Source organism: Pseudoalteromonas sp. MTN2-4 (assembly GCF_042848605.1).
GTDB lineage: Bacteria > Pseudomonadota > Gammaproteobacteria > Enterobacterales > Alteromonadaceae > Pseudoalteromonas.
This window is the reverse complement of the sequence record NZ_BTGK01000005.1, coordinates 68037-86371: the sequence shown is the minus strand read 5'-3', so window position 1 is coordinate 86371 and position 18335 is coordinate 68037. Positions and strand designations below refer to the sequence as shown.

Sequence of the window (18335 nt, the reverse complement as noted above, 5' to 3'; positions counted from 1 at the left end):
CGATGGCGAAACTGCATGAAGTTTACAAAGACAAAGTAGTAAAAGAACTTTTTGAAAAGTTCGGTTACAGCTCTGTCATGCAAGTCCCTCAGATCGAAAAGATCACACTTAACATGGGTGTGGGCGAAGCCCTAGCTGACAAGAAGATCCTTGAGAACGCTGTACGCGACCTTGAGTCAATCTCTGGTCAGAAGCCTCTAGTGACTAAAGCTCGTAAATCAGTTGCTGGCTTTAAGATCCGTGAAGGTTACCCAATCGGCTGTAAAGTAACCCTACGCGGCGAGCGTATGTGGGATTTCCTAGAGCGTTTAGTCTCTATCGCGATGCCACGTATTCGTGACTTCCGCGGTGTTAGCGCAAAGTCTTTTGACGGTCGCGGTAACTACTCTATGGGCGTACGTGAGCAAATCATCTTCCCAGAAATTGATTATGATAAAGTAGACCGCGTTCGCGGTATGGATATCACGATCACTACTTCTGCGAAAACAGATGATGAAGGCCGTGCGTTATTAGAAGCGTTCAACTTCCCATTCAAAAAGTAAGGGTAGGGTTATGGCAAAGAATTCAATGAAAGCGCGCGAAGCAAAGCGCACTAAATTAGTTGCACAGTACGCTGAAAAGCGCGCTGCACTAAAAGCTATCATCAGCGATGTTAACGCATCTGAAGATGATCGTTGGGACGCGGTATTAAAGCTTCAGTCTTTACCGCGTGATTCAAGCCCTGCACGTCAACGTAATCGTTGTAACATCACGGGCCGCCCACATGGTTTCCTTCGCAAGTTCGGCATGAGCCGTATCAAAGTTCGCGAAGCTGCTATGCGCGGTGAAATTCCTGGCCTTAAAAAGGCTTCTTGGTAATAGAATCACGGGAGTAAGACATGAGCTTGCAAGATCCTATTGCGGATTTATTCACACGTATCCGTAACGGTCAGTCTGCGAAGAAGGTATCAGTTTCAATGCCAACTTCAAAGCTGAAAGTAGCAGTTGCTAAAGTACTAAAAGAAGAAGGTTATATCACTGACTTCGCAGTAGCTGGCGACGCAAAACCAGAATTGACTATCGAACTTAAGTACTTCGAAGGCAAAGCTGTAATCGAAAATATCCAGCGTGTTAGCCGCCCTGGTCTACGTATCTACAAGAAACGTGACGACTTACCAAAGGTAATGGGTGGTTTAGGTATCGCTATCGTATCAACTTCTAAAGGCTTAATGACTGACCGTGCTGCACGTAGTGCTGGTATTGGCGGTGAGATCATTGGCTTTGTAGCTTAATCGGAGGGGAACTATGTCTCGTATAGCGAAGGCTCCTATTGCAGTTCCTGCCGGTGTTGAAGTTACACTAGCTGGCCAGGAAATCAAAGTTAAAGGCAAAAACGGCGAATTAACTCGTGTAGTTAACGATGCTGTTGAAGTTGCTTTAAACGACAACGTTATCACTACTGCTCCACGTGACGTAGCAAATGCTTGGGCTCAAGCTGGTACTGCACGTGCACTGATCAACAACATGATCCAAGGTGTTAACGAAGGTTTCGAGAAAAAGCTTCAATTAGTAGGTGTTGGTTACCGTGCTGCAGTTAAGGGTAAAGTATTAGACTTAACTCTTGGCTTCTCACACCCAGTGAACTTCGAGATCCCTGCGGGCATCACAATCGAAGCTCCTAGCCAAACTGAACTAGTAGTTAAAGGCGCTGACAAACAATTAGTTGGTCAAACTGCTGCTAACATCCGCGCATACCGTGAGCCAGAGCCTTATAAAGGTAAAGGTGTACGTTACGCTGATGAGCACGTGCGTCGTAAAGAAGCTAAGAAGAAGTAAGGTAAGACGATGGATAAGAAAACAGCTCGTCTACGTCGTGCTAAGCGCACTCGTAGAAATTTTATTGAACAAGGCACAACGCGTCTTGTTATCCACCGCACGCCACGTCACATCTACGCTCAGCTAGTAAACGCTGAAGGTACTGTGCTGGCTGCTGCTTCTACTGTTGAGAAAGCAATTGCAGAAGCCCTAACAGGCACTAGCAACATCGCTGCAGCACAAGCTGTAGGTAAAGCAATTGCTGAGCGCGCTGCAGACAAAGGCATTGAAAAACTTGCTTTTGACCGTAGTGGCTTTAAATATCACGGCCGTGTGAAGGCGCTTGCTGATGCAGCGCGTGAAGCTGGCTTGCAATTCTAGGAGTAGACAATGGCTAACGTAGAAGCAAAAGCACAACAGCCAGAATTAGCTGAAAAGCTAATCGCGGTAAACCGTGTGTCTAAGGTAGTTAAAGGTGGTCGTATCTTTAGCTTCACTGCACTAACAGTAGTTGGTGATGGCGCAGGTAAAGTAGGTTTTGGTTACGGTAAAGCACGTGAAGTTCCAGCTGCGATTCAAAAAGCAATGGAAAAAGCGCGTCGTAACATGATCACTGTTGACCTAAATGGCAACACGCTACAGCACCCAATCAAGGGTCGTCACGCGGGTTCTAAAGTATACATGCAGCCAGCATCTGAAGGTACAGGTATCATCGCAGGTGGTGCGATGCGTGCAGTACTAGAAGTAACTGGTGTACAGAACGTACTTTCGAAAGCATACGGTTCAACTAACCCAATCAACATCGTTCGCGCTACAGTAGCTGCTCTTGAGAACATGAACTCTCCAGAGAAGATCGCTGCTAAGCGTGGTCTAACTGTTGACCAAATTCAGGGGTAATTAACCATGGCAAATACTGTAAAAGTTACTCAAGTAAAGAGCTCTATCGGTCGTTTACCGAAGCATAAAGCAACTTTACGTGGCCTTGGTTTACGTCGTATCAACCACACTGTTGAATTAGAAGATACAGCATGTGTACGTGGTATGATCAACCAAGTTTCTTACATGGTTAAGGTAGAGGGCTAATTCGATGCGTTTGAATACTCTTTCTCCTGCTGCAGGTTCTAAGTCTGCTGGTAAACGTGTTGGTCGTGGTATCGGTTCTGGTCTAGGTAAAACTGGCGGCCGTGGTCACAAAGGTCAAAAATCACGTTCTGGCGGTAAAGTTCGCGTTGGTTTCGAAGGCGGTCAAATGCCTATGCAACGTCGTCTACCGAAGTTCGGTTTCACTTCACGTAAATCTCTAGTATCTACTGAAGTTAACCTATACGAAATCGCTAAAGTTGAAGGCGATGTGGTAGATCTGAACGCGTTACAAGCAGCTGGTCTAGTTAAAAAGAACATCCAGTTCGTTAAAGTAGTTAAATCTGGCGAAGTTTCACGCGCTGTTACTGTTAAAGGCATGAAAGTGTCTAAAGGTGCACGCGAAGCTATTGAAGCTGCCGGAGGCAAGGTAGAAGACTAAGGAAGTACACAATGGCTAAACCAGGTCAAGATATGCAAAGTGCACAAAGTGGCTTAGCGGAATTAAAGCGCCGTTTACTATTTGTATTAGGTGCAATTATTATTTACCGTTTAGGTTCTTTCGTGCCGATCCCTGGGATTGACGCCGCTGTACTTGCCGAGTTCTTCGAGCAACAAAAGGGCACCATTGTTGAGATGTTCAACATGTTCAGTGGTGGTGCGCTTGAGCGTGCTTCGGTATTAGCGCTGGGTATTATGCCTTACATCTCAGCTTCGATTATTATGCAACTATTAACGCACATACATCCTGCGATGATAGAGCTTAAGAAAGAAGGTGAGCAAGGTCGTAAGAAAATCAGCCAGTATACTCGATACGGTACGCTCGTGCTTGCTACATTCCAGTCGATTGGTATCGCCACTGGCTTACCAAGCATGATGGACGGGTTAGTTGTTAACCCAGGTTTCGGTTTCTATTTCACCGCTGTGGTGAGCTTAGTAACAGGTACTATGTTCCTTATGTGGCTGGGTGAACAAATTACAGAGCGGGGTATCGGTAACGGTATCTCAGTTCTAATATTTGTTGGTATCGTAGCTAACCTGCCGTCTGCTGTTGGCTCGACAGCCGAAATGGCGCGCCAAGGCGATTTGAATGTTTTTGTACTGTTTATGATTGCGGTAATCGTATTCGCTGTAACTTATCTTGTTGTGTTCTTTGAGCGTGGTCAACGTCGTATCGTTGTTAACTATGCGAAGCGTCAACAAGGTCGTCAGGTATTTGCTGCTCAAAGCACGCACTTACCATTAAAAGTTAATATGGCGGGTGTTATTCCACCAATCTTTGCTAGCAGTATCATTTTGTTCCCTGGTACAATTGCAAGCTGGTTCGGCCAAGGTGAAGGTCCGGTCGCTGATGTGCTACAAGCTATCTCTGCAGTGTTGACTCCTGGTCAGCCTCTGTATGCGATGGTATTAGCTGCGGCTATTATCTTCTTCTGCTTCTTCTACACTGCGTTGGTATTCAACCCGCGTGAGACAGCAGATAACCTTAAAAAGTCTGGCGCTTTTATTCCAGGCATTCGTCCGGGTGAACAGACATCAAAATACATTGATAAAGTGATGACACGCTTAACCCTTGCGGGCGCGTTGTATATAACCTTTATCTGTCTAGTGCCCGAGTTTATGACTATGGCGTGGCAAACGCCATTCTACTTCGGCGGTACATCAATATTGATTATCGTTGTAGTAATCATGGACTTTATGGCACAAGTACAGACTCATATGATGTCTCATCAGTATGATTCTGTGCTGAAAAAAGCAAACCTTAAGGGCTACGGTCGTTAAGGCTAGTTTACGGAGTTGAGCAATGAAAGTACGTGCTTCCGTTAAGAAAATTTGCCGTAACTGTAAAGTAATCAAACGTGCAGGTGTTGTACGTGTGATTTGCAGTGAGCCAAAGCACAAGCAAAGGCAAGGCTAATAAAAGTCATGCAGGCTAAGTAATACTACTTAGCCTGTTTCATTGGTAAAACTTGAATATCGGCTGGGTATCCTATACGGGCTTTCCAGCAAGATGATGATCAAGTTTATTTATAGGAGATATGTTAGTGGCCCGTATCGCAGGCATTAACGTTCCTGATCATAAGCATGCTGTTATCGGTTTAACAAGCATCTATGGTGTAGGTAAAACTCGCGCTAAGGCGATCTTAGCAGCGACTGGTATCGCCGAAACTACAAAAATCGGTGATCTTTCTGACGAAACACTTGACGTACTTCGTGAAGAAGTAGGTAAGTACACTGTTGAAGGTGACCTTCGTCGTGAAGTTACACTAAACATCAAGCGCCTAATGGACCTTGGTTGTTTCCGTGGCTTACGTCATCGTCGTTCGCTACCACTACGTGGTCAGCGTACTAAGACTAACGCGCGTACTCGTAAGGGTCCACGCAAGCCTATCAAGAAATAAGGTGGGGTAAGTTATGGCTAAAGCACCAATTCGTCGTAAAAAGGTCAAAAAGCAAGTTGCTGATGGTATGGCACACGTTCATGCATCATTCAACAACACTATTGTGACCATCACTGACCGTCAAGGTAATGCTCTTTCTTGGGCGACTGCAGGTGGTTCTGGTTTCCGTGGTTCTCGTAAGTCTACTCCGTTCGCTGCACAGGTTGCTGCTGAGCGCGCAGGTACTGCTGCACAAGAGTACGGTCTTAAGAACCTAGAAGTATTCATCAAGGGCCCAGGTCCAGGTCGTGAATCTTCAGTTCGTGCATTAAATGCACTAGGTTACCGTATCACAAACATCACTGACGTGACGCCAATCCCTCATAATGGTTGTCGTCCACCGAAGAAACGTCGCGTATAACAATAGGTTAGGAGAAAGAACATGGCAAGATATTTGGGCCCTAAGCTCAAGCTAAGTCGTCGTGAAGGTACTGACCTGTTCCTTAAGAGCGGCGTTAGAGCAATCGACTCTAAGTGTAAGCTTGAAACAGCACCTGGTCAGCACGGTGCTCGTAAAGGTCGTCTATCTGATTACGGTCTACAATTACGTGAAAAGCAAAAAGTTCGTCGTATTTACGGTGTACTAGAAAAGCAATTCCGTAACTACTATAAAGAAGCTGCTCGCCTTAAAGGTAACACAGGTGAAAACCTATTACAGCTTCTAGAGCAACGTTTAGACAATGTTGTATATCGCATGGGTTTTGCAAGCACACGTGCTGAAGCACGTCAGCTAGTTAGCCACAAAGCGATTATGGTTAATGGTACTGTTGTTAATATCCCTTCTTTCGTTGTTACTCCTGAAGATGTAGTAGTAATTCGTGAGAAGTCTAAAAAGCAAGCGCGTATCATCGCTGCTCTAGAGTTGGCTGAGCAACGTGAAAAGCCAACTTGGATTGAAGTTGACGGTAAGAAAATGGAAGGTAGCTTCAAGCGCCTACCAGAGCGTTCTGATCTGTCTGCGGACATTAACGAACAACTAATCGTCGAACTTTACTCGAAGTAAAGTTAAGAGTTAAGAGAGGATAAAATGCAGGGTTCTGTAACCGAATTCCTAAAACCAAGGTTAGTCGATATCGACGCTATCAACCCATCACGTTCTAAAGTTGTTTTAGAACCACTTGAGCGTGGTTTTGGTCACACTTTGGGTAATGCTTTACGTCGTATTCTTCTGTCATCTATGCCTGGTTGTGCAGTGACTGAAGTTGAAATTGACGGTGTATTACACGAGTACAGCGCGAAAGAAGGCGTTCAAGAAGACATCATTGAAATTTTGTTAAACCTTAAAGGCTTAGCAGTATCTCTAGAAGGTAAAGATGAAGTTTTCCTTACCCTGACTAAATCTGGTGTAGGCCCTGTGACTGCGGCAGATATTCAACATGATGGCGATGTAACAATTGCTAATCCTGAGCACGTGATTTGTCACCTAACGGCTGACAATAGCGAGATCAGCATGCGTATTCGTGTTGAGCGTGGTCGTGGTTATGTACCGGCGTCAAGTCGTTTATCCTCTGATGACGATGAGCGTCCAATCGGTCGTTTGTTGCTTGATGCATCATTCAGCCCGGTTGAGCGTATTGCGTACTCGGTTGAGTCAGCACGTGTTGAACAACGTACAGATTTAGATAAACTAATCATCGATATGGAAACGAACGGCACACTAGATCCTGAAGAAGCGATCCGTCGTGCGTCGACTATCCTAGCTGAACAGCTTGAAGCATTCGTAGATTTACGTGATGTTTCTGAGCCAGAAGCGAAAGAAGAGAAGCCGGAGTTTGATCCGATTCTACTTCGTCCTGTTGATGATTTAGAGCTAACTGTACGTTCAGCGAACTGTCTGAAAGCCGAGCAAATTCAATATATCGGTGATCTGGTACAGCGTACTGAGGTTGAGCTTCTTAAGACGCCTAACCTTGGTAAGAAGTCTCTAACAGAGATCAAAGACGTGCTAGCTTCACGTGGTCTTTCTCTAGGCATGCGCCTAGAAAACTGGCCACCTGCAAGTCTAGCTGAATAATCAGATTACTATATTAGTTTAGTTAGAAGGATAGGGTCATGCGCCATCGTAAGAGTGGTCGTCAATTAAACCGTAACAGCAGCCATCGCAAAGCGATGTTCAGCAACATGGCTGGTTCTTTGGTGAAGCACGAAATCATCAAAACAACTTTGCCTAAAGCGAAAGAGTTGCGCCGTGTAATTGAACCTTTAATCACACTGGCTAAGACTGACAGCGTAGCAAACCGTCGTTTAGCGTTTGCTCGCACGCGTGATAAAGAAGTTGTTGGTAAGTTATTCAGCGAACTAGGTCCTCGTTTTTCAGAGCGTCCTGGTGGCTACACTCGTATTCTTAAGTGTGGTTTCCGTGCTGGTGATAACGCACCAATGGCTTACATTGAGCTTCTAGACCGTCCAGTTGCGGAAGAAACTCAAGAAGACGCGCAGTCTGCAGAGTAAGTCTTTATAAGACATGAAAAGGCCGAGCATTAGCTCGGCCTTTTTGTTTTTAAAGTACACATATTTCAATCTCGATTTCAGCCTAAGTATCAAAATAACCCCCTAAGCTAACATTATCATTTTTAGTCGCTTCAAATATCTATTAATTGAATCTGCCTTCAATTTCCAAATTGCTTGTTTACTTAAAAACTGAGTGTGATTACCTGATTAACAAATGTTGGTGCTTAAAGTAAATATGACGCTAAGAGCAGAGTTACTGGTAGGTTATATTCTATTAAATTGGTCGTGATATTAGAAAAGAAAAGCCGCATTTGAATACGGCTTTTAGGTCTGTATATCAACTACTGTGTTCATGTATGGACTGCCAAATACTTGCTGGCAATAATTCAGTAAGTTGAGACTGTAAATCAGAGATGGCTTTTTCGGCATGAATTGTGTTTTGCTCACAAATACTGATATAGTTTTGCTCTTTTAACCCAGATATCAAATTGGTAAGCACTTTTTTATCAAAGAACTCTGGGCTCTTTATACCATGTAAAGTACCTAAGCGTTTGGCTAATACTTCGCAATCTGCTTCAAGCTGCTGGCGCTTAATCGCATCTGAATTGATGATCTGTGTCGTCGTAATTGCATAACGTTCAAGGGTTAGATGCATCACGTTTCCAAGCATTTCTAATTGAGCTTGCGCTTGCTTGTCGGCAGTGATCTTGATGGTGCCATTATCCGTGCTGATCAACTTTTGTTGTTCAAAGCTTTTTAAGATATTCGCGATATAGTCTTCAGACAGTGTTGTTAAAAACCATTCTTTCGCAAACAGTGGATACAATGCATTCACGGTCTGATTTGCAGACTCAATAGAGACTTCCGTTTTTTGATAAATTAGCTGTGCAAGTATGCTCGGAACAGCAAAAAGATGAATAATGTTATTTCTATAGTAATTAAACAGTGTGCGCTCTTTCTCTATAATAGAGATGATTTCGCCCATCTCATCAGTTAACACATCAAACTTATTCAACTTTAATGCGTGCTCTAGTAGTGATTGCGCATCGTCTGAGGGAAGTGTCACTTGATCGTTATATTTTGCTCGCTGCTGTAGTGCTAAATAAAAATCCAGCTGCTTTAGTAACTTTGGTTTACTTAAAGCAAATTGATCGCGACTCAGTAAAATTGTGGCGAGTAAGTTAACAGCATTAAGTGCAGCGGCGCTATTTATATTGGTCATAATATCTTGCGCCACATTTGCAACCTGGGTATTAAGCCATTGCGGTTTCGCACTATCATCACCAATATGCGAACGCCAATCTGGTTGGTGCTCATTTAGATATTGCTGAAGAGCGATTGGTTCACCGAAGTTAAGATAACCGCGACCGTAGTTTTTGAGATTTTTAATCGCTTTAAAGACTGCGAAAACGGATTCGTTCTTTTTGTCATTACCCGCGAGCTCTTTCAGATACGTATTAATCTCCATTACATGCTCATAGCCGATATAAACAGGCACAATAGAGATTGGTCGCTCAATACCACGAAGCATAGTTTGCATGGTCATCGCTAACATACCTGTTTTAGGTGGTAATAGGCGACCAGTTCTACTACGGCCACCTTCAGTATAAAACTTAACTGAATAACCTTTCAAAAAGAGTTGGCTTAGGTACTCTTTGAAAATGGCAGAGTAAAGCTTATTACCAGCAAAAGAGCGGCGAATAAAGAAAGCACCAGAACGACGAAAAATCCCCCCTGCAGGGAAGAAATTCAAATTTACACCTGCAGCGATATGTGGAGGGACTAACCCTTGGTGGTAGATAACATAGGTCAGTAACAGGTAGTCCATGTGGCTGCGGTGGCAAGGCACATAAATAATTTCGTGGCCTTTATTGGTTAGCTCATGAACACGCTCTGCGTATTTCACTTCGATACCATTATAAAGCTTGTTCCACAACCAAGTTAATATACGGTCTCCTACGCGGATCATTGCGTCGGAGTAGTTGGCAGCGATCTCCTCAAGCAATTCTTTCGCTTTTAACTTGGCTTCTTCATGACTTAGCCCTTTCGCTTTAGCTTCGTCTGCAATCGCTTTCTTAATGCTTGGCGACGCTAGTAAGCCTGAGAAAAGAGCTTCTCTTGATGGTAATTTCGGACCTGTTGCAGCCAACTTTTGACGTTTGAAATGCACCCGTGCAACACGGAGTAATTTGTGTGGCAGTTCGTCAACATCAGATTTGTCTGTCATTAATTGATTGAGTTCAATAGGCTGACTAAAACGCACAAGATTATCTCTGCCGGAGAACAGCAAAACAAAAAACTTTCGTAACCAGCTTGGGGTCATTGAGTGAGAGAATAGTGTGCCGATACCTGGTTTTTCTTTACCTGGGTTTCTGCCCCAAAGAATAGTAACAGGCACAACCTGTGCGCGTTGCTCAGGAGAGAGGCTAAATGCATCGAAGATTTGTTTACCTAGTTCAAGTGCGTCACTGGGTTTTGCTTTCTCACCAAACAGAGGGGTTGGGTTAGAGAGTGGGATAAAACGGTCGATCTGTTTTCCTGAGAGGGTTTGTTGCTCTCTAGGATCAGGTAAGCCAAGCTGTTTACATACTGCTGCCAATGCAGCTAAATCTGCTTTTGAATTTAGACGCGTTACGTAAAACGTAGGCACAGATGGGTCGAGTTCAAATTGTGCAACAGGGGACTCCGGCAGCAGTTTTGTCCTAACCAAAATACGGTTTACGGCAGCCGCAATTACATTCGCGCTGCGAGTCAAAATATTCATATTATAACCAGCTAAAAAATTTGCTATAGAATACCAAGGAAATACTGGACTGACCATTTACAAAAAAGCATCAATCTCAGAAGCCACTCTTAAGTGTAGATGTTTTCAAAAAGAACTCGACTAATTAGCTGTAGCGCTAGATATGATATTTATTAAGATAAACTGTTGCATTTATCACCAGTCTCTATATAATACGCAAACTTTCTGCTCGTTAAGAGATAGAAAGTCAGCTATAGGACTTGGATTTCAAGTCATTAAACAGGAACTCCGATTTGGAGTTCAATGGTAGAAATAGAAGAACACCCGACCTCTTGTTGTTTTAAGATGGTTTCGGAGGTTTTTTTATGCTCTTTTTAAATGCTCTTTTTATTTGAGGTTTAAGAATGTCAAATCAACGCATTCGTATTCGCCTAAAAGCTTTTGACCACCGTTTGATTGACCAATCAACGGCGGAAATCGTGGAAACTGCGAAACGCACTGGTGCTCAAGTACGTGGTCCAATCCCACTACCTACGCGCTTTGAACGTTTTACTGTATTGATCTCTCCGCACGTAAACAAAGACGCGCGTGATCAGTATGAAATCCGCACCCACAAACGTCTGATCGACATCGTAGAACCAACAGACAAGACTGTAGACGCTCTAATGCGCCTAGACCTTGCTGCTGGTGTTGATGTTCAAATCAGCCTGGGTTAATCGGAAGATTAGAGAGGTTTTAGGAAAATGGCATTAGGTCTAGTCGGTCGTAAAGTGGGTATGACACGTATCTTCACTGAAGATGGTGTATCTATCCCTGTGACAGTTATCGAAGCGACGCCTAACCGTGTAACGCAGATCAAATCTGACGCTACAGACGGTTATAACGCGCTTCAAGTTACTGCAGGCGAGAAAAAAGCAAGCCGTGTAAACAAACCAGAAGCGGGTCACTTCGCTAAAGCTGGTGTTGAAGCGGGTCGTGGCCTGTGGGAATTCCGTCTTAACGGCGGAGAAGGTGAATTTGAAGTTGGTGCTGAACTTACAGTTGAGCTTTTCAATGACGTGAACAAAGTTGACGTTACTGGCACTTCAAAAGGTAAAGGTTTCCAAGGTGGTGTTAAGCGCTGGAATTTCAGCATGCAAGACGCTACACACGGTAACTCTATCTCTCACCGTGCTCCTGGTTCAATCGGTCAAAACCAATCACCTGGTAAGGTGTTTAAAGGTAAGAAAATGGCCGGTCACATGGGTGCTGAGCGTTCAACGACTCAGAATCTTGAACTAGTTCGTGTTGACGCTGAGCGTAACCTGCTTTTAGTTAAAGGTGCAGTACCTGGCGCTATCGGCGGTGACGTTATCGTTAAACCAGCTGTTAAAGCATAAGTCCTGGAGATTTAGTGATGGAATTAGCAATTAAAGGCGCTGGCGCGCTTGAAGTTTCCGAAGCTACTTTTGGACGTGAGTTTAACGAAGCATTAGTACACCAAGTAGTTGTTGCATACGCAGCAGGTGCTCGTCAAGGTACTCGTGCTCAGAAGACACGTTCTGAAGTGCGTGGTGGTGGTAAGAAACCATTCAGCCAAAAAGGTACTGGCCGTGCACGTGCTGGTACAATCCGCAGCCCAATCTGGCGCAGCGGTGGTGTGAGCTTTGCAGCTAAGCCGCAAGATCACAGCCAAAAAGTTAACCGTAAGATGTATCGCGGTGCGATCAAAAGCATCTTATCTGAGCTTGTACGCCAAGAGCGTTTAGTAGTTGTTGAAAACTTCGGTTTAGAAGCACCTAAGACTAAAGAGCTTGTTGGTAAGCTTAAAGAGCTTGAGCTTAAAGACGTGTTAATCGTGACTGAAGAAGTAGATGAGAATCTATTCCTTTCTGCACGTAACCTATACAAGGTTGATACACGTGACGTAGCTGGCATTGACCCAGTAAGCCTAATCGCTTTCGATAAGGTATTAATTACTGCAGGTGCTGTTAAGCAACTTGAGGAGGCGCTAGCATGATCCGTGAAGAACGTCTTTTAAAAGTAATCCTTGCTCCACACATCTCTGAAAAGAGCACTATTGCTGCAGAAGAAAACAACACAATCGTTTTCAAAGTAGCAACAGACGCAACTAAAGCTGAAGTTAAAGCAGCTGTTGAGAAGCTTTTTGAAGTAGAAGTAACTGGTGTTCGCACACTTAACGTTAAGGGTAAAACAAAGCGTACTGGCATGCGTTTCGGTCGTCGTTCAGACTGGAAAAAAGCCTACGTTACTCTTAAAGAAGGTAGCGAGCTAGACTTTGTCGGCGGCGCCGAGTAATAAGGGGAGTTAGAATTATGGCACTTCAAAAGTGTAAACCAACTTCTGCGGGTCGTCGTCACGTCGTTAAAGTGGTTAACCCTGATCTACACAAGGGTAAGCCATACGCTCCGCTACTAGAGAAAAACTCTAAGTCAGGTGGTCGTAACAACAACGGTCGTATCACGGTTCGTCACATCGGTGGTGGTCACAAGCAACACTACCGTGTAATCGATTTTAAACGTACTAAAGACGGTATTCCGGCTAAAGTTGAGCGTTTAGAATATGATCCAAACCGTAGCGCAAACATCGCTCTTGTATTATATGCAGACGGTGAGCGTCGTTACATCATCGCACCTAAAGGCTTAAAAGCTGGTGATACTATTCAGTCTGGTGTTGATGCACCAATCAAGGCTGGTAACACATTACCAATGCGCAACATGCCTGTAGGTTCTACTGTTCACAACGTTGAGCTTAAGCCTGGTAAAGGTGCTCAAATCGCTCGTTCAGCGGGTGCATACGTTCAGATCCTTGCTCGTGAAGGTCAGTACGTAACACTTCGTCTACGTTCAGGCGAGATGCGTAAAGTTGAAGCGGATTGTCGCGCAACTTTAGGTGAAGTAGGTAACGCAGAACACATGCTACGTTCACTAGGTAAAGCTGGTGCAAATCGTTGGCGTGGTATCCGTCCTACAGTTCGTGGTGTTGCCATGAACCCAGTAGACCACCCACACGGTGGTGGTGAAGGTCGTACCTCTGGTGGTCGTCATCCTGTATCTCCATGGGGTGTACCTACTAAAGGTAAGAAGACACGTAAAAACAAGCGTACTGATAAATTAATCGTACGTCGTCGTACTAAGTAATAGTTGAGGAATTGCCATGCCACGTTCTCTCAAGAAGGGTCCATTTATTGACCTACACTTGCTGAAGAAGGTAGAGAAGGCGTTGGAAAGCGGTGACAAGAAGCCTATCAAGACTTGGAGCCGTCGTTCAATGATCATCCCTAACATGATCGGATTGACCATCGCTGTCCATAATGGTCGTCAGCACGTACCTGTATTCGTTACAGACGAAATGATCGGTCACAAACTAGGTGAATTTGCACCTACACGTACTTACCGCGGTCACGCTGCGGATAAGAAAGCTAAAAAGCGTTAATCGGAGGGTATGATGGAAGCATTAGCTAAACACAAATTCGCCTCTGGTTCGGCGCAAAAGGCACGTCTAGTGGCTGATCAAATCCGTGGACTTCCGGTTGATCGCGCGCTAGAAATCCTAGCGTACAGCCCTAAGAAAGCGGCTGTATTGGTTAAGAAAGTACTTGAGTCTGCTATCGCGAACGCGGAGCATAACGAAGGTGCTGACATTGATGAGCTTCGCGTAGCTACGATCTTTGTGGACGATGGTCCTACAATGAAGCGTATTATGCCACGTGCTAAAGGACGCGCAGACCGCATCCTTAAGCGTACAAGCCACATCACTGTTGTGGTTTCGGATAGCTAGGAGATATAAGTAATGGGACAAAAAGTTCATCCTACTGGTATTCGCCTAGGTATCTCAAAGCCTTGGGTATCTACTTGGTACGCGAATACTAAAGATTTCTCTGAACAGCTTTTTGGCGATCACAAAGTACGTCAATACCTTACTAAGGAATTGAAGTCTGCTTCTGTGTCTAAAATCGTTATCGAGCGTCCAGCTAAATCAATCCGTGTAACAATTCACACAGCTCGTCCTGGTGTTGTTATCGGTAAAAAAGGTGAAGACGTTGAAAAGCTTCGCCAAGCTGTAACTAAGCTTGCTGGTGTACCTGCACAAATCAACATTGCAGAAGTACGTAAGCCAGAGCTAGATGCACAGTTAGTTGCTGACGGTATCTCTTCTCAGCTAGAGCGTCGTGTTATGTTCCGTCGTGCTATGAAGCGCGCAGTACAGAACGCAATGCGTCTAGGTGCTAAGGGTATCAAAGTTGAAGTTAGCGGTCGTCTAGGCGGTGCTGAAATCGCACGTTCTGAGTGGTATCGTGAAGGTCGTGTACCTCTACATACACTTCGTGCTGATATCGATTACGCAACTTCTGAAGCTTTAACCACTTACGGTATCATCGGTGTTAAAGTTTGGATCTTCAAAGGCGAAGTTATCGGTGGTCTTCCACTGAAACAAGAGCAAGAGAAGCCAGCTAAACGTGCTCCGAAGAAAGCCAAAAAAAGTGCTAAGTAAGAGGTAGCGATTAATGTTACAGCCAAAACGTACAAAATTCCGTAAGGTTCATAAAGGCCGCAACCGTGGTCTTGCGAACAACGGTAACAAAGTTAGCTTCGGTTCATTCGGCTTGAAAGCAACTGGTCGTGGTCGTATGACTGCTCGTCAAATCGAAGCAGCTCGTCGTGCTATGACTCGTCACATCAAGCGTCAAGGTAAAATCTGGATCCGTGTGTTCCCAGACAAGCCAATCACAAACAAGCCGCTTGAAGTTCGTATGGGTAAAGGTAAAGGTTCTGTTGAATACTGGGTTGCTGAAATTCAGCCTGGTAAAGTGCTTTACGAAATGGAAGGTGTTTCAGAAGAGCTTGCTCGTGAAGCATTCAACCTTGCTTCTCGTAAACTACCATTCAAGACAACTTTCGTAACTCGGACGGTAATGTAATGAAAGCTAGCGAATTAAAAGACAAAAGCGTAGAAGAGCTAAATGCTGAACTTCTAGAGCTACTTCGTGAGCAGTTTAACCTGCGCATGCAAGCGAGCACTGGTCAGCTAGCTCAAACTCACGAACTGAGAAAAGTACGTCGCAACATTGCGCGTGTTAAAACGGTTATTAACCAGAAGGCAGGTGCATAATGAGCGATAAGATCCGTACTCTTCAAGGTCGTGTAGTAAGCGATAAAATGGACAAATCAATTGTTGTTGCTATCGAGCGTCAGGTTAAGCACCCGATCTACGGTAAATTCATCAAGCGTACTACTAAATTGTCAGTACACGATGAGAGCAACACTGCTAAAGCAGGTGACGTAGTTACTATTCGTGAGTGCGCGCCAATTTCTAAGAATAAGTCTTGGACTTTAGTAGAAGTTGTTTCTAGTCCTAAGCAAGCTTAATTTTAGTTTTAGACTAATTTTATAATTGCTTAAAAGCCCCGGCGTTTGCTGGGGCTTTTGTCGTTTAGGGGTAAGTAAATTAGAGCTTGTCGTGTTTTCCAAATCTAGTTAAATCTTATCTAACTCAAACTGTAAATTCATCAAGCGTACTAGCGGTAACCGGGTATTAAACCTGTCTCAATTTATTAGAACACCACAGAAATGAAACGCCTTTTATATTTCAATAATATCCTTTTATCGATTTATTAAGATTGATACTGGCTGCTCACGTATTCTACAATTTGAAACTACTTTCGGGACATGCATTAACAATGACTCTCCTCATTGTGTTGATGGCAGTGTTTCTGATCTTTGACTTTGAGTTTTGGAATGAAGGATATGAATGAAAAGCGCCATTTGAGTGGCTTATTAACTTGGGCATTATTATTTTCCCTATTTACCACCACACATGCACACGCATCTGCAGTAAAGAAAGAGTCAAAAGGCTTGGTGCCTGAAGATTACTTTGATTTTGTCTTTTTAAATTCACCTCAGGTATCTCCTAATAACGAAGACATTTTATTTGTTAGACGAACAGTCAATGACGATGCCAGCGGAAGAAATAGTCAGATTTTCAAAATAGACAAAGCGGGTGTTGTTTCTGAGTTTACTCAAGGTACAGGCGACCGCGCGCCTCAATGGTCACCAGATGGCTCTCGTGTTGCCTTTATCCGTTCGGTTGATGGTAAATCTCAGGTATTTGTCATACCGGCCAATGGCGGTGAGGCAAAGCAAGTGACTTTTGTAGAGCAAAGTCTGTCGAGTTTTCAATGGTTGCCATCTGGCGAGCAGTTGCTGCTCACATTAACTGTAAATCCCGAGAAAGAAAATGAAGGATTAGATAGCGAATCTGAAAATAAGCGTGCTAAACCAGATATTGTGGTTGTCAAAAACGCGAGGTATATCGGAGATGGTGCAGGTTATTTAAGTGATAAGCGTCGCCATCTATTTACCTATGATTTAGAAAGCCAAGCATTGACTCAACTGACAAAAGGGTCTGATTGGAATGTGAATGGCCCAACGTTGTCTAAAGATGGCCAATATGTTTACTTTCATGCCAATAAAACAGGGCTTGAGTATGAGGGTAATGATAATAGCGATATCTATCGCTTAAATATTAAGACAAAGCAGCAAGTCGCATTGACTCAACATCAAGGCAGTCAATATAGCGTGAGCGTTTCGCATGACGGTAAGTCGATCGTGTACAGCCACCAAGAAGACACCTATGAGCAAGCAGATCTATTTGTACAGCGTGGAAATAATAAGCCAAAAAATTTAACTGCAGCATTCGACAGACGCGCTTCAGGGGCTTTATGGTCACCGACAAGTAAGTCGCTTTATTTTACAACCAGCGATCATGGTGCCCACCGTTTATTCGCAGTTGATACTGGGGCTGCCTCGGTCAAAAAACTATTAGACATAGACAAGTCGGTTAGAAATTTAGCGATTGCACCCAGTGGCAAGTTTCTAGTCTTTACCTTAGAAAGTTCAACAACACTCCCAGAACTATATCGATATGAAATTCAGTCGAAAAAGCTGCAAAAGCTCACACAATTTAATGATGCATTGATTTCGAGCAAAGCGCTTTCACCGGCAGAATCATTTTGGTTTGAGAATGAGCTGGGAATGAAAGTACAGGGTTTCGTTCATAAGCCAATTAATTTCGACAAGAATAAATCATATCCACTGGTATTGAACATTAAAGGCGGCCCTGGTGGTATGTGGGGGCACCAGTGGTTCCATGAAAACCAAATGTATGCTGCCAAAGGCTATGGTGTCGTTTATGTGAATTACCGTGGTAGTAGCGGCTATGGTATTGCACATAGTAAAGCTGTTAGAAAGGATTACGGTGGTGCAGATTACAGAGATAACATGCAGTTTTTAGATAAGGTTATTGCACAGAATAGCTGGATTAATAAAGATGCGCTGTATATCACAGGTGGCAGTCATGGTGGCTTTTTAACTAACTGGATCACTACCAAAACCGATCGCTTTAAAGCTGCTGTCACGCAACGTAGTGTCAGCTCATGGATCTCTGAGGCGGGCACGCAAGAGTATACGCCAGCGCAAATGACGAAAGAGTTTGGTGGTACACTTTGGACTAACTTTGCCGGATATTGGGATCGCTCACCATTGAAGTATGCTGATCAGGTTTCGACACCGACTCTGATCATCCACAGTGATCAAGATATGGTGACACCAATCGGGCAGGGTCAAGAGTGGTTTTATGCGCTAAAAGCGAATGATGTTCCTGTAGAAATGGTGATCTTTAAAGGTGAGACACATGGTCTGTCTCGCAATGGTACGCCAACAAATTTAGTTGAGCGTTTAGATCGTATTTTGGATTGGTTTTCACGTCATTAATTATGCTGAGAAGAGGGAATGAAAAATAGCTACCTAAGTAGCTATTTTTCATTT

Annotated in this window: 28 protein-coding genes; 27 read left to right on the top strand and 1 reads right to left on the bottom strand. The window is 44.0% G+C overall.

The genetic code is table 11. The annotated features are described in order from the left end of the window. Positions 1-2 precede the first annotated feature (2 nt). From rplE to rplQ, 15 genes are all read left to right on the top strand, one after another. Positions 3-542 (top strand): 50S ribosomal protein L5, encoded by a 540-nt coding sequence (gene rplE, locus ACGHEH_RS13405; protein WP_058031300.1) that lies wholly within the window; start codon positions 3-5, stop codon positions 540-542. A 10-nt stretch (positions 543-552) separates the two neighbouring features. Then, positions 553-858, top strand: coding sequence for a 30S ribosomal protein S14 (gene rpsN / locus ACGHEH_RS13400; RefSeq protein WP_058031299.1), 306 nt, complete (start codon positions 553-555; stop codon positions 856-858). Between the two features lie 20 nt (positions 859-878). Further along, positions 879-1271 (top strand): 30S ribosomal protein S8, encoded by a 393-nt coding sequence (gene rpsH / locus ACGHEH_RS13395; protein WP_058031298.1) that lies wholly within the window; start codon positions 879-881, stop codon positions 1269-1271. Positions 1272-1284: 13 nt separating this feature from the next. Beyond that, complete coding sequence (rplF, locus tag ACGHEH_RS13390; protein WP_130256638.1) at positions 1285-1815, top strand: 50S ribosomal protein L6; 531 nt, start codon at positions 1285-1287, stop codon at positions 1813-1815. 9 nt (positions 1816-1824) lie between these two features. Continuing rightward, complete coding sequence (gene rplR / locus ACGHEH_RS13385; RefSeq protein ID WP_058031296.1) at positions 1825-2175, top strand: 50S ribosomal protein L18; 351 nt, start codon at positions 1825-1827, stop codon at positions 2173-2175. Between the two features lie 9 nt (positions 2176-2184). Next, on the top strand, positions 2185-2691 hold the full coding sequence (gene rpsE, locus ACGHEH_RS13380) for a 30S ribosomal protein S5 (RefSeq protein WP_058031295.1): 507 nt from the start codon (positions 2185-2187) through the stop codon (positions 2689-2691). 6 nt (positions 2692-2697) lie between these two features. Beyond that, positions 2698-2877: a 50S ribosomal protein L30 gene (rpmD, locus tag ACGHEH_RS13375; RefSeq protein WP_058031294.1), complete on the top strand. Its 180-nt coding sequence runs from the start codon at positions 2698-2700 to the stop codon at positions 2875-2877. 4 nt (positions 2878-2881) lie between these two features. Then, the gene (gene rplO, locus ACGHEH_RS13370; RefSeq protein ID WP_058031293.1) at positions 2882-3316 is read left to right on the top strand and encodes a 50S ribosomal protein L15; all 435 of its coding nucleotides are present in this window, start codon (positions 2882-2884) and stop codon (positions 3314-3316) included. An 11-nt stretch (positions 3317-3327) separates the two neighbouring features. Next, positions 3328-4656, top strand: coding sequence for a preprotein translocase subunit SecY (gene secY, locus ACGHEH_RS13365; RefSeq protein WP_390446159.1), 1329 nt, complete (start codon positions 3328-3330; stop codon positions 4654-4656). A 22-nt stretch (positions 4657-4678) separates the two neighbouring features. Then, positions 4679-4792: a 50S ribosomal protein L36 gene (rpmJ, locus tag ACGHEH_RS13360; protein WP_002959476.1), complete on the top strand. Its 114-nt coding sequence runs from the start codon at positions 4679-4681 to the stop codon at positions 4790-4792. A 127-nt stretch (positions 4793-4919) separates the two neighbouring features. After that, positions 4920-5276, top strand: coding sequence for a 30S ribosomal protein S13 (gene rpsM / locus ACGHEH_RS13355; protein ID WP_058031679.1), 357 nt, complete (start codon positions 4920-4922; stop codon positions 5274-5276). 13 nt (positions 5277-5289) lie between these two features. Continuing rightward, positions 5290-5676: a 30S ribosomal protein S11 gene (gene rpsK / locus ACGHEH_RS13350; protein WP_010562279.1), complete on the top strand. Its 387-nt coding sequence runs from the start codon at positions 5290-5292 to the stop codon at positions 5674-5676. Between the two features lie 21 nt (positions 5677-5697). Next, positions 5698-6318 (top strand): 30S ribosomal protein S4, encoded by a 621-nt coding sequence (gene rpsD, locus ACGHEH_RS13345; RefSeq protein WP_058031291.1) that lies wholly within the window; start codon positions 5698-5700, stop codon positions 6316-6318. 24 nt (positions 6319-6342) lie between these two features. Then, a complete protein-coding gene (locus tag ACGHEH_RS13340; protein WP_058031290.1) occupies positions 6343-7329 on the top strand; it encodes a DNA-directed RNA polymerase subunit alpha in 987 nt (328 codons plus the stop codon). A 38-nt stretch (positions 7330-7367) separates the two neighbouring features. Further along, a complete protein-coding gene (gene rplQ, locus ACGHEH_RS13335; RefSeq protein ID WP_058031289.1) occupies positions 7368-7766 on the top strand; it encodes a 50S ribosomal protein L17 in 399 nt (132 codons plus the stop codon). A gap of 337 nt (positions 7767-8103) precedes the next feature. Here rplQ and plsB read toward each other — a convergent pair whose 3' ends face one another. Then, positions 8104-10530, bottom strand: coding sequence for a glycerol-3-phosphate 1-O-acyltransferase PlsB (plsB, locus tag ACGHEH_RS13330; RefSeq protein ID WP_390446150.1), 2427 nt, complete (start codon positions 10528-10530; stop codon positions 8104-8106). Positions 10531-10913: 383 nt separating this feature from the next. On the opposite strand from plsB, the gene rpsJ reads away from it, so the two are divergent. From rpsJ to ACGHEH_RS13270, 12 genes are all read left to right on the top strand, one after another. Next, on the top strand, positions 10914-11225 hold the full coding sequence (rpsJ, locus tag ACGHEH_RS13325) for a 30S ribosomal protein S10 (RefSeq protein ID WP_005495349.1): 312 nt from the start codon (positions 10914-10916) through the stop codon (positions 11223-11225). Between the two features lie 27 nt (positions 11226-11252). Then, entirely contained in the window at positions 11253-11888 is a 636-nt protein-coding gene (gene rplC, locus ACGHEH_RS13320) for a 50S ribosomal protein L3 (RefSeq protein WP_138630389.1), read from the top strand. 17 nt (positions 11889-11905) lie between these two features. After that, positions 11906-12508, top strand: a complete 603-nt coding sequence (gene rplD, locus ACGHEH_RS13315; protein WP_058031286.1) for a 50S ribosomal protein L4 — start codon at positions 11906-11908, stop codon at positions 12506-12508. Next, entirely contained in the window at positions 12505-12807 is a 303-nt protein-coding gene (gene rplW / locus ACGHEH_RS13310) for a 50S ribosomal protein L23 (protein WP_058031285.1), read from the top strand. Before rplD ends, rplW begins: the two co-directional genes overlap by 4 nt. 17 nt (positions 12808-12824) lie before the next feature. Next, on the top strand, positions 12825-13649 hold the full coding sequence (gene rplB / locus ACGHEH_RS13305) for a 50S ribosomal protein L2 (RefSeq protein WP_058031284.1): 825 nt from the start codon (positions 12825-12827) through the stop codon (positions 13647-13649). A gap of 16 nt (positions 13650-13665) precedes the next feature. Beyond that, on the top strand, positions 13666-13944 hold the full coding sequence (gene rpsS, locus ACGHEH_RS13300; protein ID WP_010367084.1) for a 30S ribosomal protein S19: 279 nt from the start codon (positions 13666-13668) through the stop codon (positions 13942-13944). A 12-nt stretch (positions 13945-13956) separates the two neighbouring features. Beyond that, complete coding sequence (gene rplV, locus ACGHEH_RS13295) at positions 13957-14289, top strand: 50S ribosomal protein L22 (RefSeq protein WP_058031283.1); 333 nt, start codon at positions 13957-13959, stop codon at positions 14287-14289. Positions 14290-14301: 12 nt separating this feature from the next. Next, positions 14302-15003, top strand: a complete 702-nt coding sequence (gene rpsC, locus ACGHEH_RS13290; protein ID WP_058031282.1) for a 30S ribosomal protein S3 — start codon at positions 14302-14304, stop codon at positions 15001-15003. Positions 15004-15016: 13 nt separating this feature from the next. Next, positions 15017-15430, top strand: a complete 414-nt coding sequence (rplP, locus tag ACGHEH_RS13285) for a 50S ribosomal protein L16 (RefSeq protein WP_058031281.1) — start codon at positions 15017-15019, stop codon at positions 15428-15430. Next, positions 15430-15621, top strand: coding sequence for a 50S ribosomal protein L29 (rpmC, locus tag ACGHEH_RS13280; RefSeq protein WP_058031280.1), 192 nt, complete (start codon positions 15430-15432; stop codon positions 15619-15621). The genes rplP and rpmC overlap by 1 nt, the downstream gene beginning before the upstream one ends. Beyond that, positions 15621-15878, top strand: a complete 258-nt coding sequence (gene rpsQ / locus ACGHEH_RS13275; protein WP_058031279.1) for a 30S ribosomal protein S17 — start codon at positions 15621-15623, stop codon at positions 15876-15878. Before rpmC ends, rpsQ begins: the two co-directional genes overlap by 1 nt. Positions 15879-16256: 378 nt before the next feature. Beyond that, positions 16257-18281, top strand: a complete 2025-nt coding sequence (locus tag ACGHEH_RS13270; RefSeq protein ID WP_390446144.1) for a prolyl oligopeptidase family serine peptidase — start codon at positions 16257-16259, stop codon at positions 18279-18281. Positions 18282-18335 lie beyond the last annotated feature (54 nt).